The organism is Aliidiomarina sedimenti (assembly GCF_003986955.1).
Taxonomy (GTDB): Bacteria; Pseudomonadota; Gammaproteobacteria; order Enterobacterales; family Alteromonadaceae; genus Aliidiomarina; species Aliidiomarina sedimenti.
The window spans coordinates 204953-220878 of record NZ_PIPN01000001.1 but is presented as its reverse complement, the minus strand read 5'-3'; the positions used below and the strand labels follow the sequence as shown (position 1 = coordinate 220878).

Here is a 15926-nt window from a genome sequence, read left to right as displayed (position 1 = left end):
AGGAGGCTCTTTCCCTTGGAAAACAAACTGAGCGTGCTCGTTTTGCTGTGTCGCTATGCCTGATATCCCTGGCGCACGTTATTAGTATGTTATTGACCTTACTAAAGATAAATTCTGACTGCAATGACAAAACGTGCACTCAGCGCGGCTAATTGAATATCTACCGCGGTATCTGGTCATTAGCGGGAGCAGGCAATAGCACCTGCCCCTGCCTTTCTGCCCTACTCGATTTCGAAGGTACCGGCAGCGCCCGGAAATACCACCGGACTTTCGATGCCTTCGTTGTTGACGCTGGCAACGCCAAAGAAGTAATTATCAATGACCACGTTCTCTAGTGTGAATTCAGTCACCTTGCCTACTTCACGGCTGAACTGCCACTGTGGCTGGTCGGTGTAGCGCCAGTAAATCTTGTAACCTTTGATATTGGCATCCTCTGCAGAGCGAGGCTGGTTCCATTTCAGCGTGGTGTTGGCACTGACGGCGCCTGAAATTTCAACGCCCGTCGGAGGCGCCGGCGCCCAGGCCATGCTGGCCAGAGTGACTGCATTCAATGCGGTAAGTTTGGCTGCGTAATCGAAGTCAACGTAATCGATGGTATCACCAAAATGACGTCCGTCTTCATTGCGCAAATCCTGGTGCTGGCGATCATAGTGCTCGTTGGTCTCCATAATACGCACACCGGGGTAGCCTAAGTCATTAAACGGGCGGTGGTGTCCGCCGCGGCCGAAACGGTCCAGGCGGTAAACCACCATGGTATCCAGATTAGGAATATAGCGGTCCGCAATCCAGTCAATGTAACGGGCCAGGTTGCGGCTCGGTGAGTCTACTTCACCGCCGGTAAAACGGCGCATCCGCGCTTCTTCCGCGGTTTCGTTCATGCGTGTGCCCTCAGCAAACACACGCGCTGTGGTATTGTCGGTGACCCCGTTAATACCCGAAATGTTGCCGATCATGTCGTTATTAAGTACCGCATGAAGCAGCCAGCCGTCGTCTTTTGCCTGTTGCGCCAGGATCTGGCCACCAAACAGGCCCTGCTCTTCACCCGCTAGTGCAGCATAGACAATAGAGCCATTAAACTGATGCTGGCTAAGCACACGTGCCGCTTCAATGGTACCGGCGACGCCTGATGCATTGTCGTTTGCGCCCGGTGCGTCCGAGGTGGAGTCCATAACGTCACTGGCACGCGAATCAATATCACCGGACATCATCACGTAGCGGTCCGGGTCCGTCGTTCCGCGCTGAATCGCGACCACACTGACCACCTCTGCAGGGTCTTCAATACGAGGGGTGTCCGATATTACATCACGGCTGTAATAGACTTCGAGACAGCCTCCGCATGCTTCTGAAATACGTTCAAACTCTTCAAAAATCCAGCGCCGGGCCGCGCCGATTCCCTGGGTATCTGACTCGGTTTCCGACAGTGTATGGCGGGTCCCAAAACTGACTAAGGTTTCGATGTCCTGTTCGATACGTTCGGCCGATGTCGCTGTTGCGATCTCATGCAGTTTTTCCTGATCTGCATAAGTAACGTCCGCCTGCGCAGTCAGACTCACCGCTGCGGTGGCACTAAGCAATACCGCCACAGCCTTCATGGTTGCTGTTTTTTTCATGCTGATTCCTCTCTGATTTCTTATTTTCGCCTGCTAGCTTAACGCATAAAGGCGTAACAATGATCAGTTGATGCGACCAACACAAGGATGACTGAGTTTAAGCCACTCCTTGTTCAGACAAGAAAGCATAAATAAAAATGCAAATGATATTGATTATCATTTGTGAGTAGGTTATCGTAGTCATGTGTTCGCAGCCCAGTACTCTCCCTGGAGCCTGCTCACATAAATGAAGGGCGCACTCAAGGTGCGGGAAGTTTGCCGGGATACTACTTACAGGCTGGTATCCCGGTTTTTTTTGCCTGAACGTTTTGCTCCCAAAAAAAACGCCGCTGATATCAGCGGCGTTTTTCGGTTTGGTCATTGGGGTCTTAGAAGCTGTAACGAAGACCCAGTTCAAATGAACGTTCAGGACCTACGTAAATACCCTGGCGAAGGCCTGAGATATAACGCTTGTCAGTCAGGTTCTTAATTGAACCAAACAGGGTAAGCTGGTCATTCACGGTATATAGCGAGGTGAAGTCATACACAGTGTAAGCTGGCATCAAACCACCCCAAATACCGCCACCCGCGCCCTCTGGCAATTCAACCTGGTTGGTTGGGTCACCATATTGCTCGCCGCGATGATGCATGTTCAAGGTGACATCAAGGCTGTTGTAGTTGTAGTTTACCGCCAGGTTCGCCACGACTTCTGGTGCATAAGGCAGCCGGTTGCCACTGAAATCACCTGATTTGAATTCCGATGTTGGAACCCAGGTTGCATTGCTGTCAATGCGGAAGCCACTACCCAGATCGTAGCCAAGCATAGCTTCAATACCATAGTGCTCGGTTTCACCTGCATTTGACTGCGACAGGTTCGGGTTGGTGTTACCGGTCACGACCTGATTACTGAAGTCCATATAAAAAGCGGCAAATTCATAATCAAGCTGTTCCAGTGCACCGCGCAGACCAAGTTCAAAGTTGTTCGAACGTTCACCGTCCAAATCCTGATCGGTCAGGCCGTCCAGTGCAACGCCGTTGGTCGCCGGTGAAAATGCGCGATAAACACCACCATAGACCTGCGCCGATGGAGTGGCGTCAAAGGTAACCCCAATGCCTGGCAAATACTCAGTGTTGGTGGTTTTGGCTGTGGCATTGTTCTCAGTCAGAATCAAACGTTCCTGCTGGTACGATTCAACGCGGATACCAGGGGTAACAGCCAGTCTTTCGCTTAGTTCAATTCTGGTTTGCGCATAGGCTGCGTAGCTGTCTGCTGAGTCCACCCGATGACGGTCATTTGGCCCGGTGCGGTCTTGTTCACGGGTCGCACGAATGCGACGGTCATCAGACTCTTCGTTCATATAACGAAGACCCAGTTCATTCTGTGCAGGCAAGCTCAAAATGGTAGCGTCGAAACGCAGACGGGTTTCGATGCCGAAGCGCTCGAACGAACGGTTGTTACCGGTAACGTCGTCATTGTAGACCCAGCGACCCGCCAGATCCGAGGCATCCGTGTCCACCCCATAACGCCAGTAGTCACGTGACACATCGCTCCAGTAGACCAGTGTTTTCAGGCTCGCGCTGTTGCCTAAGAGTAATTCGTGATTGGCATCAAAGGCGATCCGGTCAGTCAGGTAATAATCATCGGGCGCCGGGTTATAGGTAGCACCCGAACGGTAGTCATCGAGCAACAAGCCGCGATAGGAAATATTGGCATCGTTTTCATGGTAGGAGAACTTCATCCCCACCCGTTGATTCGGAGAAAGCACTGCACCTGACTTAAACATCAGGTCGGTCATGTCATAGCCTTTGTCCATAAAACCGTCGCTGCTGGAGTGGGTCGCAACAACACCAGCGTAGGCGTCGCCTGACGTAGTGCGGCTGCCCGCTTCGACGGTCATTTCCTGCATATTGAACGAGCCTGTGCGGGCGTTCACCTGAACCCCGTCATCCGGTGTGCGGGTCTGGTAGTTCACCACCCCACCAATGGTGGACGGCCCGTAGCGCAGTGACGCTGAGCCTTTGAGGATTTCAACACCCTCAATACGCTGAATACGCGGATTAAAATAGCGGTCGTTACCGATAAACAAACCTGGCGCCACTGGCACTCCGTCTTCAAGCACCAGCGACTTCGATTCGCTGGCAGACAGGCCACGAATACCAAAGTTAGCAACGATGGAGGTCTCTTCTTCACTCTTCACGTTAATGCCCGGGACGCGACGCAGAATATCTTCAGTCGACAATGGCTGAATACGTTCGATATCTTCACGATCAATCAGAACCACCGTACCGGTCTCGTCTGAGCGGTGTGGTGCATAAAAACCCGAAACCCGGATCACTTCAATGGTCGGCATCACAGCGCGAGCCTCACCATTGGGCTGATCCGAATCGTCTGAAGTTTCAGCGACAGCGGTTAACGGCAGAGTCGCTAACAGAACAGCAGTAGCGACTTTCGAGGGACGAGATAAAAAGTGAGGTAACATGAGTTCTCCGGTTCCATTCTTAACTGGCGGTGAAGTTACATGATAATGAGAATGATTGTCAACACTATATAGGTAATTTTAGTCCCCCGGATTTAATCTGTCTCAATTCCCCTCGTTCCCCGGCGAATTCTGTTACTATATGCGCCCGATAATTTGCAATGAATGCCCGCCATGACAGACTTTAGCCAGACCAGCTCCGCTTCGACAGATTCGCAATCAGCAGACGCTGCAGACATTTCACAGCTCAATTTACCTGCCGCTCTGGCGGCCGGTCTGAGTGATGCTGGCTATACGCAACTGACTGCAGTACAAGCGGCCAGTCTGCCTGTCATTTTGCGCGGTAGTGATGTCATTGTGCAGGCGGCCACAGGCACCGGTAAAACTGTTGCCTTTGCACTGGGTGTACTGAACAATGTCGATATAAACATTTTCTCACCGCAAGCACTGGTTCTCTGCCCTACCCGCGAACTTGCTGAACAGGTGGCTACTGAAATCCGCAAGCTGGCGAAAAACGTGGCGAACCTTAAGCTGCTTACCCTGTGCGGCGGGGTACCAGCCCGAGCGCAGGCGACTTCGTTACAGCATGGTGCTCATGTGCTGGTGGGCACGCCTGGTCGAGTCTTGGACCATTTAAGTCAGCAGCAACTCGACTGCTCCAGAATCAATACGCTGGTTTTAGACGAAGCCGATCGCATGCTCGACATGGGCTTTCAGGATGACATTCTAAAAATCATTGAGGCGACCCCAGCTGCACGCCAGACTTTGCTTTTCAGCGCCACCTACCCTAAAGGGATGGATAAACTGATTGGCCGTGTCACCCGTGAACCGGTCAAGCTGACGATCGCCACCGAGCAGGTGGTAGCCGATATTGAACAGCGCTTTTATAGTCTCGCCACTATGCCGGCGACATTGGCCGTGATGCACCTGTTGCAGGCGCATCAGCCTGACAATTGCATTGTCTTTTGCAATACCAAACGTGAAGTACAGCAACTGAACGATAGTTTACGCGCCAACGGTTACAGCGCATTAGCTCTGCATGGTGACCTTGAACAACGTGACCGTGACCAGACCATGGTTCAGTTCAGCAATGGCAGTACGCGTATTCTGGTGGCTACCGATGTCGCGGCGCGCGGGCTGGATATCAGCGAACTCGATTTAGTGCTGTGCGTACACATGGCCCACGACACCGACACCCATACCCACCGCATTGGCCGCACCGGACGTGCGGGCGCAAAAGGTCTGGCAATTACCCTGGTCGGGCCGGAAGATGACTACAAGGTTCGTCTGCTTGAAGATACCTTGCCTGAACCTATTCAGATGCGTGCGATCCCGATTGAGCAAGGTAACAGCAAGCCGCTGCAGGCGACGATGATCACGCTGCAAATTAACGGTGGTAAAAAAGACAAATTGCGCCCCGGTGATATCGTTGGGGCACTGACCCGCGACAATGCATTAAAGATGGAAGATATCGGTAAAATTAAGCTGCAGGCCAACTGGGGCTATATTGCCGTCAACCGCCGTATTGCGGATCGCGCATTGCAGCTAATTAATGGCGATAAAATCAAAGGCAAACGTTTCCGTGCGCGGGTTTTGTGAACACTCCCCGCACTGAGCTGAAAATTTAACAAAACCGCAGCCGAAAAGTCGTTTCATTGCAAAACGATGACAGATATAATGCGCGCTTCTACGCACCCAAGTACAAGGCCTGAGGTTACCAATGTGCGCTTTTTGCACAACCCTCACCCATACGTAAGGCATAGCGCATGACATACTCACTATTTGATTTCCTGCAACTGATTGGTTCTTTGGGTATTTTCATCTTCGGCATGAAAATATTCAGTGAAGGTCTGCAAAAAATGGCAGGCAGTCGCTTAAAAGGTATCTTAAGTGGCATGACCCGCAACCGTTTGACGGGTGTGGTAACAGGGTTTGGCACCACGGCCATTACCCAGTCCTCCACCACGACCACTGTTATGGCGGTGAGTTTTGTAAACGCAGGATTGCTCACCTTTGTGCAGTCGACCGGCGTTATCATGGGGGCGAACATTGGTACCACCATTACTGCCTGGATGGTGTCTTTATTCGGCTTTAAGTTTCAGATTACGCCCATAGCCCTTGCGGTTATTGGTATTTTCTTTGCCTTCCTGTTCTCGAAAAATAACCGTTTGCGCAATATTGCGGAAGCAATGGTTGGGTTTGGGATTATCTTTATCGGCCTTGAGTTCATAAAAGGTGCGGTGCCAGATATCAATTCAAACCCGGAGATGTTCGCATTTCTGGATAGTTTTACCGACTATGGTTTCCTTTCGATGCTGGCGTTTGTGCTGGTGGGGACCATTCTTACTCTGCTCACGCAGTCGTCCTCCGCGGCAACCGCTATTACCCTGGTGATGCTGTTTGAAGGATGGGTTACCTTCCCGATTGCCGCCGCCATGGTTCTTGGCGAAAACATCGGGACCACGGTGACCGCCAACATAGCGGCTCTGGTCGGCAATGTGCATGCGAAAAGGGCGGCGAGGTTCCACTTCTTCTTTAACGTCATTGGCGTGCTGTGGATGCTGGCGCTGATCTTCCCGTTCCTGCATATGATGGACAACATTGTGCAGTACTTTACCGGCAGCCCTGCGTCGGTAATGGACCCTGCAAGCACGGCACGGGAAAACTCGACCCTGGCGTTGTCACTGTTCCATACCTCGTTTAACGTTCTCAACGTGGTTCTTCTGTTTGCCTTTGTGCCCTACTTAGTGCGCTTTGTGCAGTACATTCAGCCGGATCGTGGCGGCGTCGATGAGTTTCACCTGCGCCATATCAGCGGCGGGCCGATGACGTCTCCGGGCTTCTCTGTCGAGCAGGCCAATAAAGAGATTATGCAATTCACCGACATCATCGAAAAGATGCACGATTCGGTTCATGAACTGCTGTTTGACCCTGAGGTTAAACACGACAAGATCATCGAGAAGGTCAGTAAGTTTGAAGACGTGACCGACGTGCTGGAGATAGAGATCTCAGATTACCTGGTGCGTATCAGCGAGCATACCAACCTGGAACACTCGATGACTGAACGCATTCGCTTCATGCAGACGATGATCAATGATCTGGAACGGATTGCCGATATCTATTTCCAGATTGCTAAATTGACTGAACGGATGACTGAATCAAAAGCCAGCTGGCCGGACGACGCAGCGGAAGAAATGCTGCAAATGATGAATTCAGTCCGTGAAGCTATTGGTGAAATGCATCGCAATGTAGCTAAAAACCCAGAAGATGTGTCGCTGGACAAAGCTATTGAGTTGGAAAACCTGGTGGATCAAACGCGCGACAAGTTCCGTGACACCCATTACGTTCGCCTCGAAAGTGGTAACTACCCTGCCCGTGCCGGCGTGATCTTCATGGACATGCTGAACCGTCTGGAGCGCATAGGTGATCACATTCTGAACGTCAATGAAGCGGCTGCCGGACGTCGTCTGCGAGCCATGCGAATTGACGACGAGTAACAGGACGAATAACAGGTAACCTGTGAACCTGACTCAAAAGGCCCGGCGTGCTAGCACCCCGGGCTTTTTTGTTGCTATCATTCCGGCACAACAACTGATCCTATTCCCGCTGGTCGGGGTATAGAGACTACCCATACCTTTGCCCGGGACCACAGGTGACATGCGCCACAACTGCTCTCTATTTCGTCTCTTTGTTGTACTCTTCTGTAGCCTGCTCACCGGCTGCAGCGGGTCAGCCGTGCTCAACGCGCTGACCCCTGACGGCAGTTATACCCTTGAATCCGTGTCCTATGGCGAGCACACACGGCAGCAAATGGATATCTATTACCCGGATCAGCCGCAACAGCGACAAAAGGTGATTGTGTTTGTCTATGGCGGCGCATGGGAACGTGGTGACAAAGCCGATTTTGAATTTATTGGCCAGGCGTTTGCCCGGCTCGGCTATATCACCGTAATTCCCGATTATCGTCTTTATCCAGAGGTGGAATTTCCGGCGTTTATCGATGATGTCGCAAAAGCCGTCAGCGAACTTGAGGGCGCTATCAGTGCAAGCTGCCCCAGCGCACAGTCGGTTATCCTCGCCGGACACTCTGCCGGTGCCCATAGCGCTGCTTTAATTGCCGCCGACCCGCAGTACTTGCAGGCGCAGAGATACTCAGGTCAAATCGACGGCGCGATTCTTATGTCCGGGCCTTACGATTTACCCCTCGATCACTCGCGGGTCGCCGATAAATTCAGCCAGGCAAATGGTAATCAGGCAAACCCCGTCGCCCTTGCCGGAGAAGGCATGCCACCCACCTTACTGTTGCATGGGCGCGCAGACAGCGTCGCCAACGCTGAGCATTCCGAGCGCTTTGAGCAGCGTTTGTCAGAACTCGGGGTGCCCTCACAACTGCATATCTACCCGCGTACCCGGCATGTAGACCTGATAGCCAGCCTGGGCAGTCCACTGCGCTTTTTGACTCCTGCCTATGACGACATTCAGCGTTTTCTCAGCGAGCAGCACCTTGATGGCTGGTGCGATTAAGCCGATTCATCGTCGTCTGGCAGCGTGACGTTCAGTTCCAGAACCGAAAGGTTGTCATCGCTGTGTTCGAGCGAAATTTTAACCATATTTGGGTCGGCATTGACATATTTGGCCAGCACCTCAAGGATATCCTTCTTTAACTGCGGCAAATAGGCTGGCAACGCTTCGCCTTGCTGGCGACGCTCGGCAACAATAATCTGCAGGCGCTCTTTGGCCGCCGATGCAGTGGATGGCTTGGTGGTACGAAAAAAATCTAATAACGACATCGTTAGCCTCCAAATATCCGTTTTAGTAAGCTTTTCTTTTCAGCTTTCACGTAGCGCATGGGTTTGTCTTCGCCCACTAAACGGGCCACGGCATCCTGATACGCCTGGCCGGCGTCGGCCTGTTCTTCGAAGACCACAGGCACGCCTTTGTTCGAGGCGTTGAGCACCGACTGACTCTCTGGAATAACACCGAGCAGCGGAATATTCAGTATCTCCAGAATATCGTCCACGCTTAGCATTTCCCCGGCGTCGACCCGTGATGGGTTGTAACGGGTGATCAGTAAATGCTGTTTTACCGGTTCCAACCCTTTTTCAGCACGCTTCGATTTGGCATCGAGAATACCCAGAATGCGATCCGAGTCACGTACCGAAGAGACTTCCGGGTTGGTCGTTATAATGGCCTCATCGGCAAAATAGAGCGCCATCATTGCGCCATGTTCAATCCCGGCGGGCGAGTCACAGATGACAAATTCGAAACCAAGCTGATCTAACTCGCTCAGCACCTGCTGCACGCCCTCCATGGTTAAAGCGTCTTTATCGCGGGTCTGCGAAGCTGGCAATATAAACAAATTCTCGCTTCGTTTATCCTTAATTAATGCCTGCTGCAAAGAGGCTTCGCCATTCAACACATTAACGAAGTCATAGACCACACGACGTTCGCAACCAAGGATCAGATCCAGATTGCGCAGTCCAATATCAAAATCAATGACTGCGGTTTTATGCCCAGCCAAGGCTAAGCCTGAAGCGATAGCGGCGCTGGACGTTGTCTTACCCACGCCACCTTTACCGGACGTTACCACGATAATACGAGCCATAGTTGTTATCCTTATATATGGATCAATAGTTAGAGGCGAATAGTTTCCATCTGCAGCGCATCATCGCGCTGCGTGACCAATACCTGTTGCTGCCAGAATTGCTTATCAATCTGCTCACTAAGCCAATAATTGCCAGCAATAGAAATAAGTTCGGCCTGTTGATTGCCACACAATACATGGCAATCCCCGTTTCCGGCCGCACCTGCAAGAGCACGGCCGCGCAAGGTGCCATAAATTTGAATTGAGCCATCTGCGATGACTTCGGCGCCATGGCTTACATGACCCAGAACCACTAAATCACGCCCTTTGGCATATATTTGCTGACCGGAGCGCACCGGCGTGCGTACCACCTTACTCGCTTTGGCCGTGCGCGCAGGCCCTTTTGGAATATCAAGTTCACTGCCCTGGCTGCCCGGTCGCAAGCGCGGAATGCCGGCAGCGAACGCCTGCTCTTGTTGAGCAGTGCGTTCACAACCCACCACGCCCACCACATGCAGACCAAGCTTTTCAATGCCGTTTTTCAAGCGGGCAAACGCCAGATCCCCTTCAACCTGTTCGACATTTAAGATCAGTGGCGCCTGTGCGAAAAACGCCGGCGCCTGGGAAACCTTGCCAGCAAGATAGGCAAGCGCCCGGTCGGTATCTGAATCAAACAGTTGCAAAATAGACAGGGTAAAACTGCTTCCCTTGAGGACAGGAGCATTGCTCATTGGACTCGTCGCTCCACATAATTTCAGTCTGAAGACAAAGTGCTCTTTATGTTGGCGAAAAGGGTAAACTTTGCCTAGTCCACGAATGCAAAGCTTTGGTAAACAACGGGGTTAACGAAGAGGAATGTGGAGGCTGGCACTGAAACCGCCGCGCTTTCGATTACGCAGTCCCAGACGCCCACCATGCACAACCATGGCTTCGTGGGCGATCGACAGACCCAGCCCGACGCCACCAGTCTGGCGACTTCGAGCCTGATCAGCACGGTAGAATGGAGTACGTAAACGTGGCAAGTCATCCGCGTTGACCCCGGGGCCATCGTCACAGACTTCGAACACGCAATGGTCCTGTTTAAAATACACTTTCAGGCTGACCAGACGTTGCGCATACTTGAACGCGTTTCGAATCAGGTTTTCCAGCGCCATGGTAAACAGGCGTTTGTGTAGAAGGAGCGAGATATTGTCGGGCGCCTGCACTGAAAACTCAACATTCAGCGCATCAGCCTCAAACTGGGCATCGTCGAGCAACGGCTCTAACAGAGCCGGCACCTCTTCCTGCTGGCAGGTAAACTCAAGCGAACGAGTGATACACTCAGCCAGCTGCAGCAGTTGCTTAATCATTTCATCGAGCTTTTCGCCTTCACTTTCCGCCCGGTCAAAGTAGGCACCTAACTGTTCCGGCGGCGCTGTTCTGGCCAGCGCGACTGACATCTGCAGTCGACTTAAGGGGGTTTTTAACTCATGTGAAATATCGGCGATCAGCCGATTGTGCATGCTGACCATTTCCTGCAACTGGTTCGCCATGCGGTCAAAGTTGGCATACAACTTATCAAATTCATCATCCAGACAAATTTCGTTGCCCAGGCGGTAGTCAAAGTTGCCCTGACTTAACTCGTTAAAGCCACGTGATAAACGCTGTAGCGGACACACAATAGACCGGTAGAACAGAAAACTCATGCCCAAGGTCGTGAGCATTACCAAAGCCAGCTTCAACCAGCCCGGGATTTCTCTGATTTTATCTAAAAAGCGCGGATAACGATCGCGCCAGAACATCAACATGTACTGTTCAGATTCGAGCTCTACGTACTGCGGCCCGCTAATTACCATGTCCCGCAACAGCAGCTCAACCGGTTGGCTATCGCGCTCTGCCTGTTCAATAAGTCGCTGTGCCTGTGCTGGCACGGACTCGGTACTCATCATCAGGCTGCCGTCGCTGGACAATACCGCCCAATGGACAAAGCGGTCGTCACGCTTGTTAAGTTCGGCGTCCGTGTTTTCGACCACGTTCTTGACAATAAGCTGCCCTAAGGCCTGCATTCCGGTTAAATCTTCAGCTGGAATTACCCGCTCTTTAACGCTGGCAGGCAGGAAGAATGTTGGCACAGACGCGGCCAGGTAGGACAGCAATAACGTCAACCAGAACCAGCCCAGAATTTTCACGCCCAGAGAACGAGGCTTCAAGGTCGCTAACATGCCAGACAGTACCCCCGCCCTCGCATGGCTTTAATTTCAACCACGCTGCCGATCAATGCTAATTTCTTTCTGATTTTACTCATGTGGGTATCAATGCTGCGATCAAACGGCGTAAGCCGCCGCCCCAGGCATTCCATCGACAGTGTTTCTTTGCTGATCACTTCGCCCAGCTGCTGTGCCAGTTTAAGTAACAACGCATACTCCATGCCCGTCAGGCCAACCGGAATATCATCGTAGTAAAGAGTGCGTGACAGCAGATTGAATCTCAGGTCACCTATCTTTAAAAGGTTTGGCTCAGGCCCCTCAGCCGCTAAAACGTCCGCCGGCTGCCCTGCCGGAAGCTTAGCCCGACGCAGCAGCGCCTTCACTCTGGCCAGCAGTTCGCGGTGATTAAACGGCTTTTCAAGGTAATCATCGGCACCTAGTTCAAGGCCAACAATTTTATCAATATCTGCTCCGCGCGCGGAAATAATAATAACCGGGGTTGAGCTGCTTCGACGCACCTGCCTGAGCACTTCCAGACCGTCTATACCGGGTAGCATGATATCCAGTAACACGGCTGCATACGCTTTCTTCGACAAACGCCCAAGCGCATCGCGGCCGTTACGTGCGACATCTACTTCAAACTGGTTCAGAACCAGGTACTCACGCACCAGTTCAGCCAGTTCCTTATCATCTTCAACCAGTAATAGTTTAGTCATCGCAGCGAATAGTAACGGTTCCTGACGTTAGCAACAGTGGTTTTGCATAACTTAACGTTTCTCTACGTTCAATTTCTTATACTCGGTTCGACTAATAAGCAGACCTATATCCCGAACAACTAACAATAATTTATTCAGGAGCTCATCCATGACGATCTCGAATCGAGGCGGTCGCCCCAGCAAGCGGGCATATATTCTCAATAATGCGCTGGAGTTGGCGCGCCAACAAGGTCCTCAGGGTTTCACCCTGGACGCCCTGTGTGAATTCGCCAGTATTTCCAAAGGTGGAATCTTATATCATTTCTCGTGCGTCTACACCCTGGTTTCAGAAATGCTGACGCTTCATCTGAAGCAGGTCCTGCAACGCCATAAGCCACAGTATGCAAACTGGGAATCACTGCCGGTTGATTCAATGATTGAACTGCTGCAAACACTGCCTACTGAACCTAACCTGGAAATGCTGTTTATGAAAACCTATGCGGAGGCTCCTTTGAACCAACAGAAACGGCAGAGCCTGCAAGGCATTATTGGAGATATGAATGATAGCCAGCGGCTCGCGTTGTTTGCCGCGTTCGGTGAGCGCATGAGTCGCATATATGGGGCTCCGGCTGCCGCTAGCCAGACTCAGAAGAAAACTGAGCAACCCGCCATGTCGGTTACGCCCCAACCCGCTGCTGTATTCTAAATCAAGGATTTACAATTTTGCTGTGGCCTTTAAACTAGGTGGCTTGTTTATCTTATTAAATGAGCGAATCATCCATGCCAGCCAGACAAACCACCTTGTTAAGCCTCTCATTATTAGGGCTCAGTGCCCTGGTTCCTGCCTCCGCCGAAACTTACCTGGCCGGCGGTGCCTACGATTACAGCGATAGCAGCATTTATCTGGCTGCAGGTACTGACGTTAGTCAGCGCGTCTCGCTGCACGCACAGTATATCGACGCCTACGAATTCGTTTTTCGGGGAACGGCAGATATCTATCTGGCCAACGGTTTCTCCGCCATCGCTGGCTTTAGTCACTACGATTACTCATCCAGCGACGATACCGGCACTATTCTTGGTTTAGGCTATAAATTCGCAGCAGGCGACGTTCCTATGGCGGTTAAAGGGGTGAAGGATACCGTTGGTGACGGGTACTATTCGTTTGGTGTCTTTGCCTACGTACCACTGGGCCGTAACCTTGCCATCGAAGCAAGCTACAAACTTAATACCGACGATGTCGATAATGAAATGGGTCTGGGTGTGCGCTTTCGCTTTTAAACGATCGCCGTAATCTACTTTCTGCGTCAATCCCGGGCTGACGAACCGCCACTGTTCATCTAGGCTTATGCCCATATTTAAATAAGACGAATCATTTCAGTGGGAGGACGTATGCGAGTATATGTAATTGGTGCCAACGGCAAAATTGGACAGCACGTGGTTAAGCAGCTGCAACAGCACCCGACTCACCAGCCCGTTGCCCTGGTCCGCAAAGATGAGCAGATTAAAGCGCTGCAGGCACAGGACATTGAGGCACGTGCGTTTGATCTGACTGACAAGGTTGAAACGCTGAAAGAAAGCTTAGAGGGTGCCGATGCGATTATCTTTACTGCCGGGTCAGGTGGTTCGACAGAGGATGACATGACGCTGCGCATTGACCTTGACGGTGCAGTGAAATCGATGGAAGCAGCAGAACTGGCAGGCGTAAAACGCTTTGTGATTGTCAGCGCGCTGCAAGCTCACAACCGTGAGTTCTGGCACCCTGATATCACCCCTTACTATGTGGCCAAGCATTACGCTGATCGCGAGCTGATGCGCTCTGATCTGGAATACACCATTGTCCGTCCGGGTTTACTTACCGACGACAAGCCGACTGGTCAGGTAAGGGCTGAAAGCAGCATCACTGAGGGGGAAATTCCCCGCGCTGATGTAGCCGCAATGCTGATTGAAGTGCTGGATAAACCAAACGCAGTGGGTAAAGCCTTTGATATGGTAAAAGGCAATCAGTCGGTTGAATCTGTGGCAAGTCAGCTTTAACAGCAGATTCTTTAGTAACAGATTCTTTAATAACAGAGTGAGGCCGCAAATTTTGTTTGCGGCCTCACTGCTTTTCTACACCTTACTTCATGTAGTCACCAGGAACGCGGACAAAGCCTTCCATCAACACCCTCGCACTGCGGCTCATAATTGCTTTTTTCACCTGCCATTCGCCATTCACCAGGGTCGCTTCGGCACCTACTTTAAGCGTGCCTGACGGGTGGCCGAAGGTGACAAACTTACGCTCACTCCCACCAGCAGCGAGATTAACCAGGGTACCGGGAATCGCGGCGGCAGTGCCAATAGCGACGGCCGCTGTGCCCATCATGGCGTGATGCAGTTTACCCATCGACAGTGCGCGAACCAGCACGTCGACATCGCCAGCTGCAACCTGCTTACCGCTGGATGCAATATAACTTTGGGGGCCAGCGACAAAGGCCACTTTTGGCGTATGCTGACGGCTTTCAGCTTCTGCCAAATCCTTAATAACGCCCATTTTAAGGGCGCCATGGGCGCGAATACGCTCAAACATCAGCAGTGCATCCGGGTCGCTGTTAATCGCTTCCTGCAATTCAACGCCAGTGTAATTCACATCCTCGGCATTGATAAACACAGTCGGAATACCTGCATCTATCATGGTCGCTTTTAACACACCCAGACCAGGCACTTCCAGTTCATCAACCAGGTTACCGGTGGGGAACATCGAACCGCCCTGGCCGTCTTCATCAGACGCCGGGTCGATAAACTCGACGGGAATTTCAGCCGCCGGGAAGGTCACCCCGTCAAGCTCAAAGTCGCCGGTTTCCTGCACCTGCCCATTTGTGACCGGCACCCGCGCAATAATGGTTTTTTCAATATTAGCCTGCCAGATACGTACTTCACAGACGCCGTTTTCAGGTACTTTGTCAGCGTCTATTAGGCCGTTGCTGATAGCAAAAGGTCCTACCGCTGCCGACAGATTGCCACAGTTGCCACTCCAGTCGACAAAAGGCTTGTCAATGGACACCTGGCCAAACAGATAGTCGACGTCATGGTCCGCTTTGCTACTTTTGCTGACAATCACGGTTTTACTGGTGCTCGAGGTCGCCCCACCCATACCATCGGTGTGTTTACCATAGGGGTCCGGGCTGCCAATCACGCGCAACAGGAGTTTGTCACGGGCCGCACCCGGTTGGCGGGCATTCTCAGGTAAGTCGTCAAGGCGAAAGAATACGCCTTTACTGGTACCGCCACGCATATACGTCGCGGCAATTTTAATTTGTGCTGGATGGGTCATTATTTACTCCCGCATGATTTCAATATTGAACGCTTAAAAAGGGGCCGCGACGGGCCCCTTTTGTTTTTTAAGCTTCGTGTTCATC

At 51.8% G+C, this 15926-nt stretch carries 14 protein-coding genes; 6 read left to right on the top strand and 8 right to left on the bottom strand.

All coding sequences use genetic code 11. The annotated features are described in order from the left end of the window. Positions 1–221 precede the first annotated feature (221 nt). Together CWE12_RS01020 and CWE12_RS01015 are read right to left on the bottom strand one after the other, a co-directional pair. Positions 222–1610 (bottom strand): M28 family metallopeptidase, encoded by a 1389-nt coding sequence (locus tag CWE12_RS01020; protein ID WP_126787721.1) that lies wholly within the window; start codon positions 1608–1610, stop codon positions 222–224. Positions 1611–1978: 368 nt separating this feature from the next. Then, positions 1979–4069 carry a TonB-dependent receptor family protein gene (locus CWE12_RS01015; protein ID WP_126787720.1) on the bottom strand — a complete coding sequence of 697 codons (2091 nt, stop codon included), beginning with the start codon at positions 4067–4069 and terminating at the stop codon, positions 1979–1981. 171 nt (positions 4070–4240) lie between these two features. Between CWE12_RS01015 and dbpA the strand changes: the two genes are divergently transcribed. From dbpA to CWE12_RS01000, 3 genes are all read left to right on the top strand, one after another. Then, positions 4241–5665: an ATP-dependent RNA helicase DbpA gene (dbpA, locus tag CWE12_RS01010; protein WP_126787719.1), complete on the top strand. Its 1425-nt coding sequence runs from the start codon at positions 4241–4243 to the stop codon at positions 5663–5665. Between the two features lie 167 nt (positions 5666–5832). Beyond that, entirely contained in the window at positions 5833–7563 is a 1731-nt protein-coding gene (locus CWE12_RS01005) for a Na/Pi cotransporter family protein (RefSeq protein ID WP_126787718.1), read from the top strand. Positions 7564–7723: 160 nt separating this feature from the next. Continuing rightward, on the top strand, positions 7724–8590 hold the full coding sequence (locus CWE12_RS01000) for an alpha/beta hydrolase (protein ID WP_126787717.1): 867 nt from the start codon (positions 7724–7726) through the stop codon (positions 8588–8590). On the opposite strand, the gene minE is transcribed toward CWE12_RS01000, so the two are convergent. The 5 genes from minE to CWE12_RS00975 form a co-directional block, all read right to left on the bottom strand. Beyond that, entirely contained in the window at positions 8587–8856 is a 270-nt protein-coding gene (minE, locus tag CWE12_RS00995; RefSeq protein ID WP_126787716.1) for a cell division topological specificity factor MinE, read from the bottom strand. The genes CWE12_RS01000 and minE overlap by 4 nt on opposite strands. A 2-nt stretch (positions 8857–8858) precedes the next feature. After that, positions 8859–9671: a septum site-determining protein MinD gene (minD, locus tag CWE12_RS00990; protein WP_126787715.1), complete on the bottom strand. Its 813-nt coding sequence runs from the start codon at positions 9669–9671 to the stop codon at positions 8859–8861. A gap of 29 nt (positions 9672–9700) precedes the next feature. Continuing rightward, a complete protein-coding gene (gene minC / locus CWE12_RS00985) occupies positions 9701–10381 on the bottom strand; it encodes a septum site-determining protein MinC (protein WP_126787714.1) in 681 nt (226 codons plus the stop codon). Positions 10382–10492: 111 nt separating this feature from the next. After that, complete coding sequence (locus CWE12_RS13775) at positions 10493–11335, bottom strand: HAMP domain-containing sensor histidine kinase (RefSeq protein WP_476723721.1); 843 nt, start codon at positions 11333–11335, stop codon at positions 10493–10495. A gap of 509 nt (positions 11336–11844) precedes the next feature. Beyond that, a complete protein-coding gene (locus CWE12_RS00975) occupies positions 11845–12552 on the bottom strand; it encodes a response regulator transcription factor (RefSeq protein WP_126787712.1) in 708 nt (235 codons plus the stop codon). 148 nt (positions 12553–12700) lie between these two features. On the opposite strand from CWE12_RS00975, the gene CWE12_RS00970 reads away from it, so the two are divergent. The 3 genes from CWE12_RS00970 to CWE12_RS00960 all read left to right on the top strand — a co-directional run bounded on the left by CWE12_RS00970 (position 12701) and on the right by CWE12_RS00960 (position 14565). Beyond that, on the top strand, positions 12701–13237 hold the full coding sequence (locus CWE12_RS00970) for a TetR/AcrR family transcriptional regulator (RefSeq protein WP_126787711.1): 537 nt from the start codon (positions 12701–12703) through the stop codon (positions 13235–13237). A 74-nt stretch (positions 13238–13311) separates the two neighbouring features. Next, entirely contained in the window at positions 13312–13809 is a 498-nt protein-coding gene (locus CWE12_RS00965) for a hypothetical protein (RefSeq protein WP_126787710.1), read from the top strand. Positions 13810–13920: 111 nt separating this feature from the next. Next, on the top strand, positions 13921–14565 hold the full coding sequence (locus CWE12_RS00960) for an SDR family oxidoreductase (RefSeq protein ID WP_126787709.1): 645 nt from the start codon (positions 13921–13923) through the stop codon (positions 14563–14565). 82 nt (positions 14566–14647) lie between these two features. Here the strand turns inward: CWE12_RS00960 and prpF are convergent, their stop codons facing one another. After that, complete coding sequence (gene prpF / locus CWE12_RS00955; protein ID WP_126787708.1) at positions 14648–15841, bottom strand: 2-methylaconitate cis-trans isomerase PrpF; 1194 nt, start codon at positions 15839–15841, stop codon at positions 14648–14650. Positions 15842–15926: the final 85 nt, after the last annotated feature.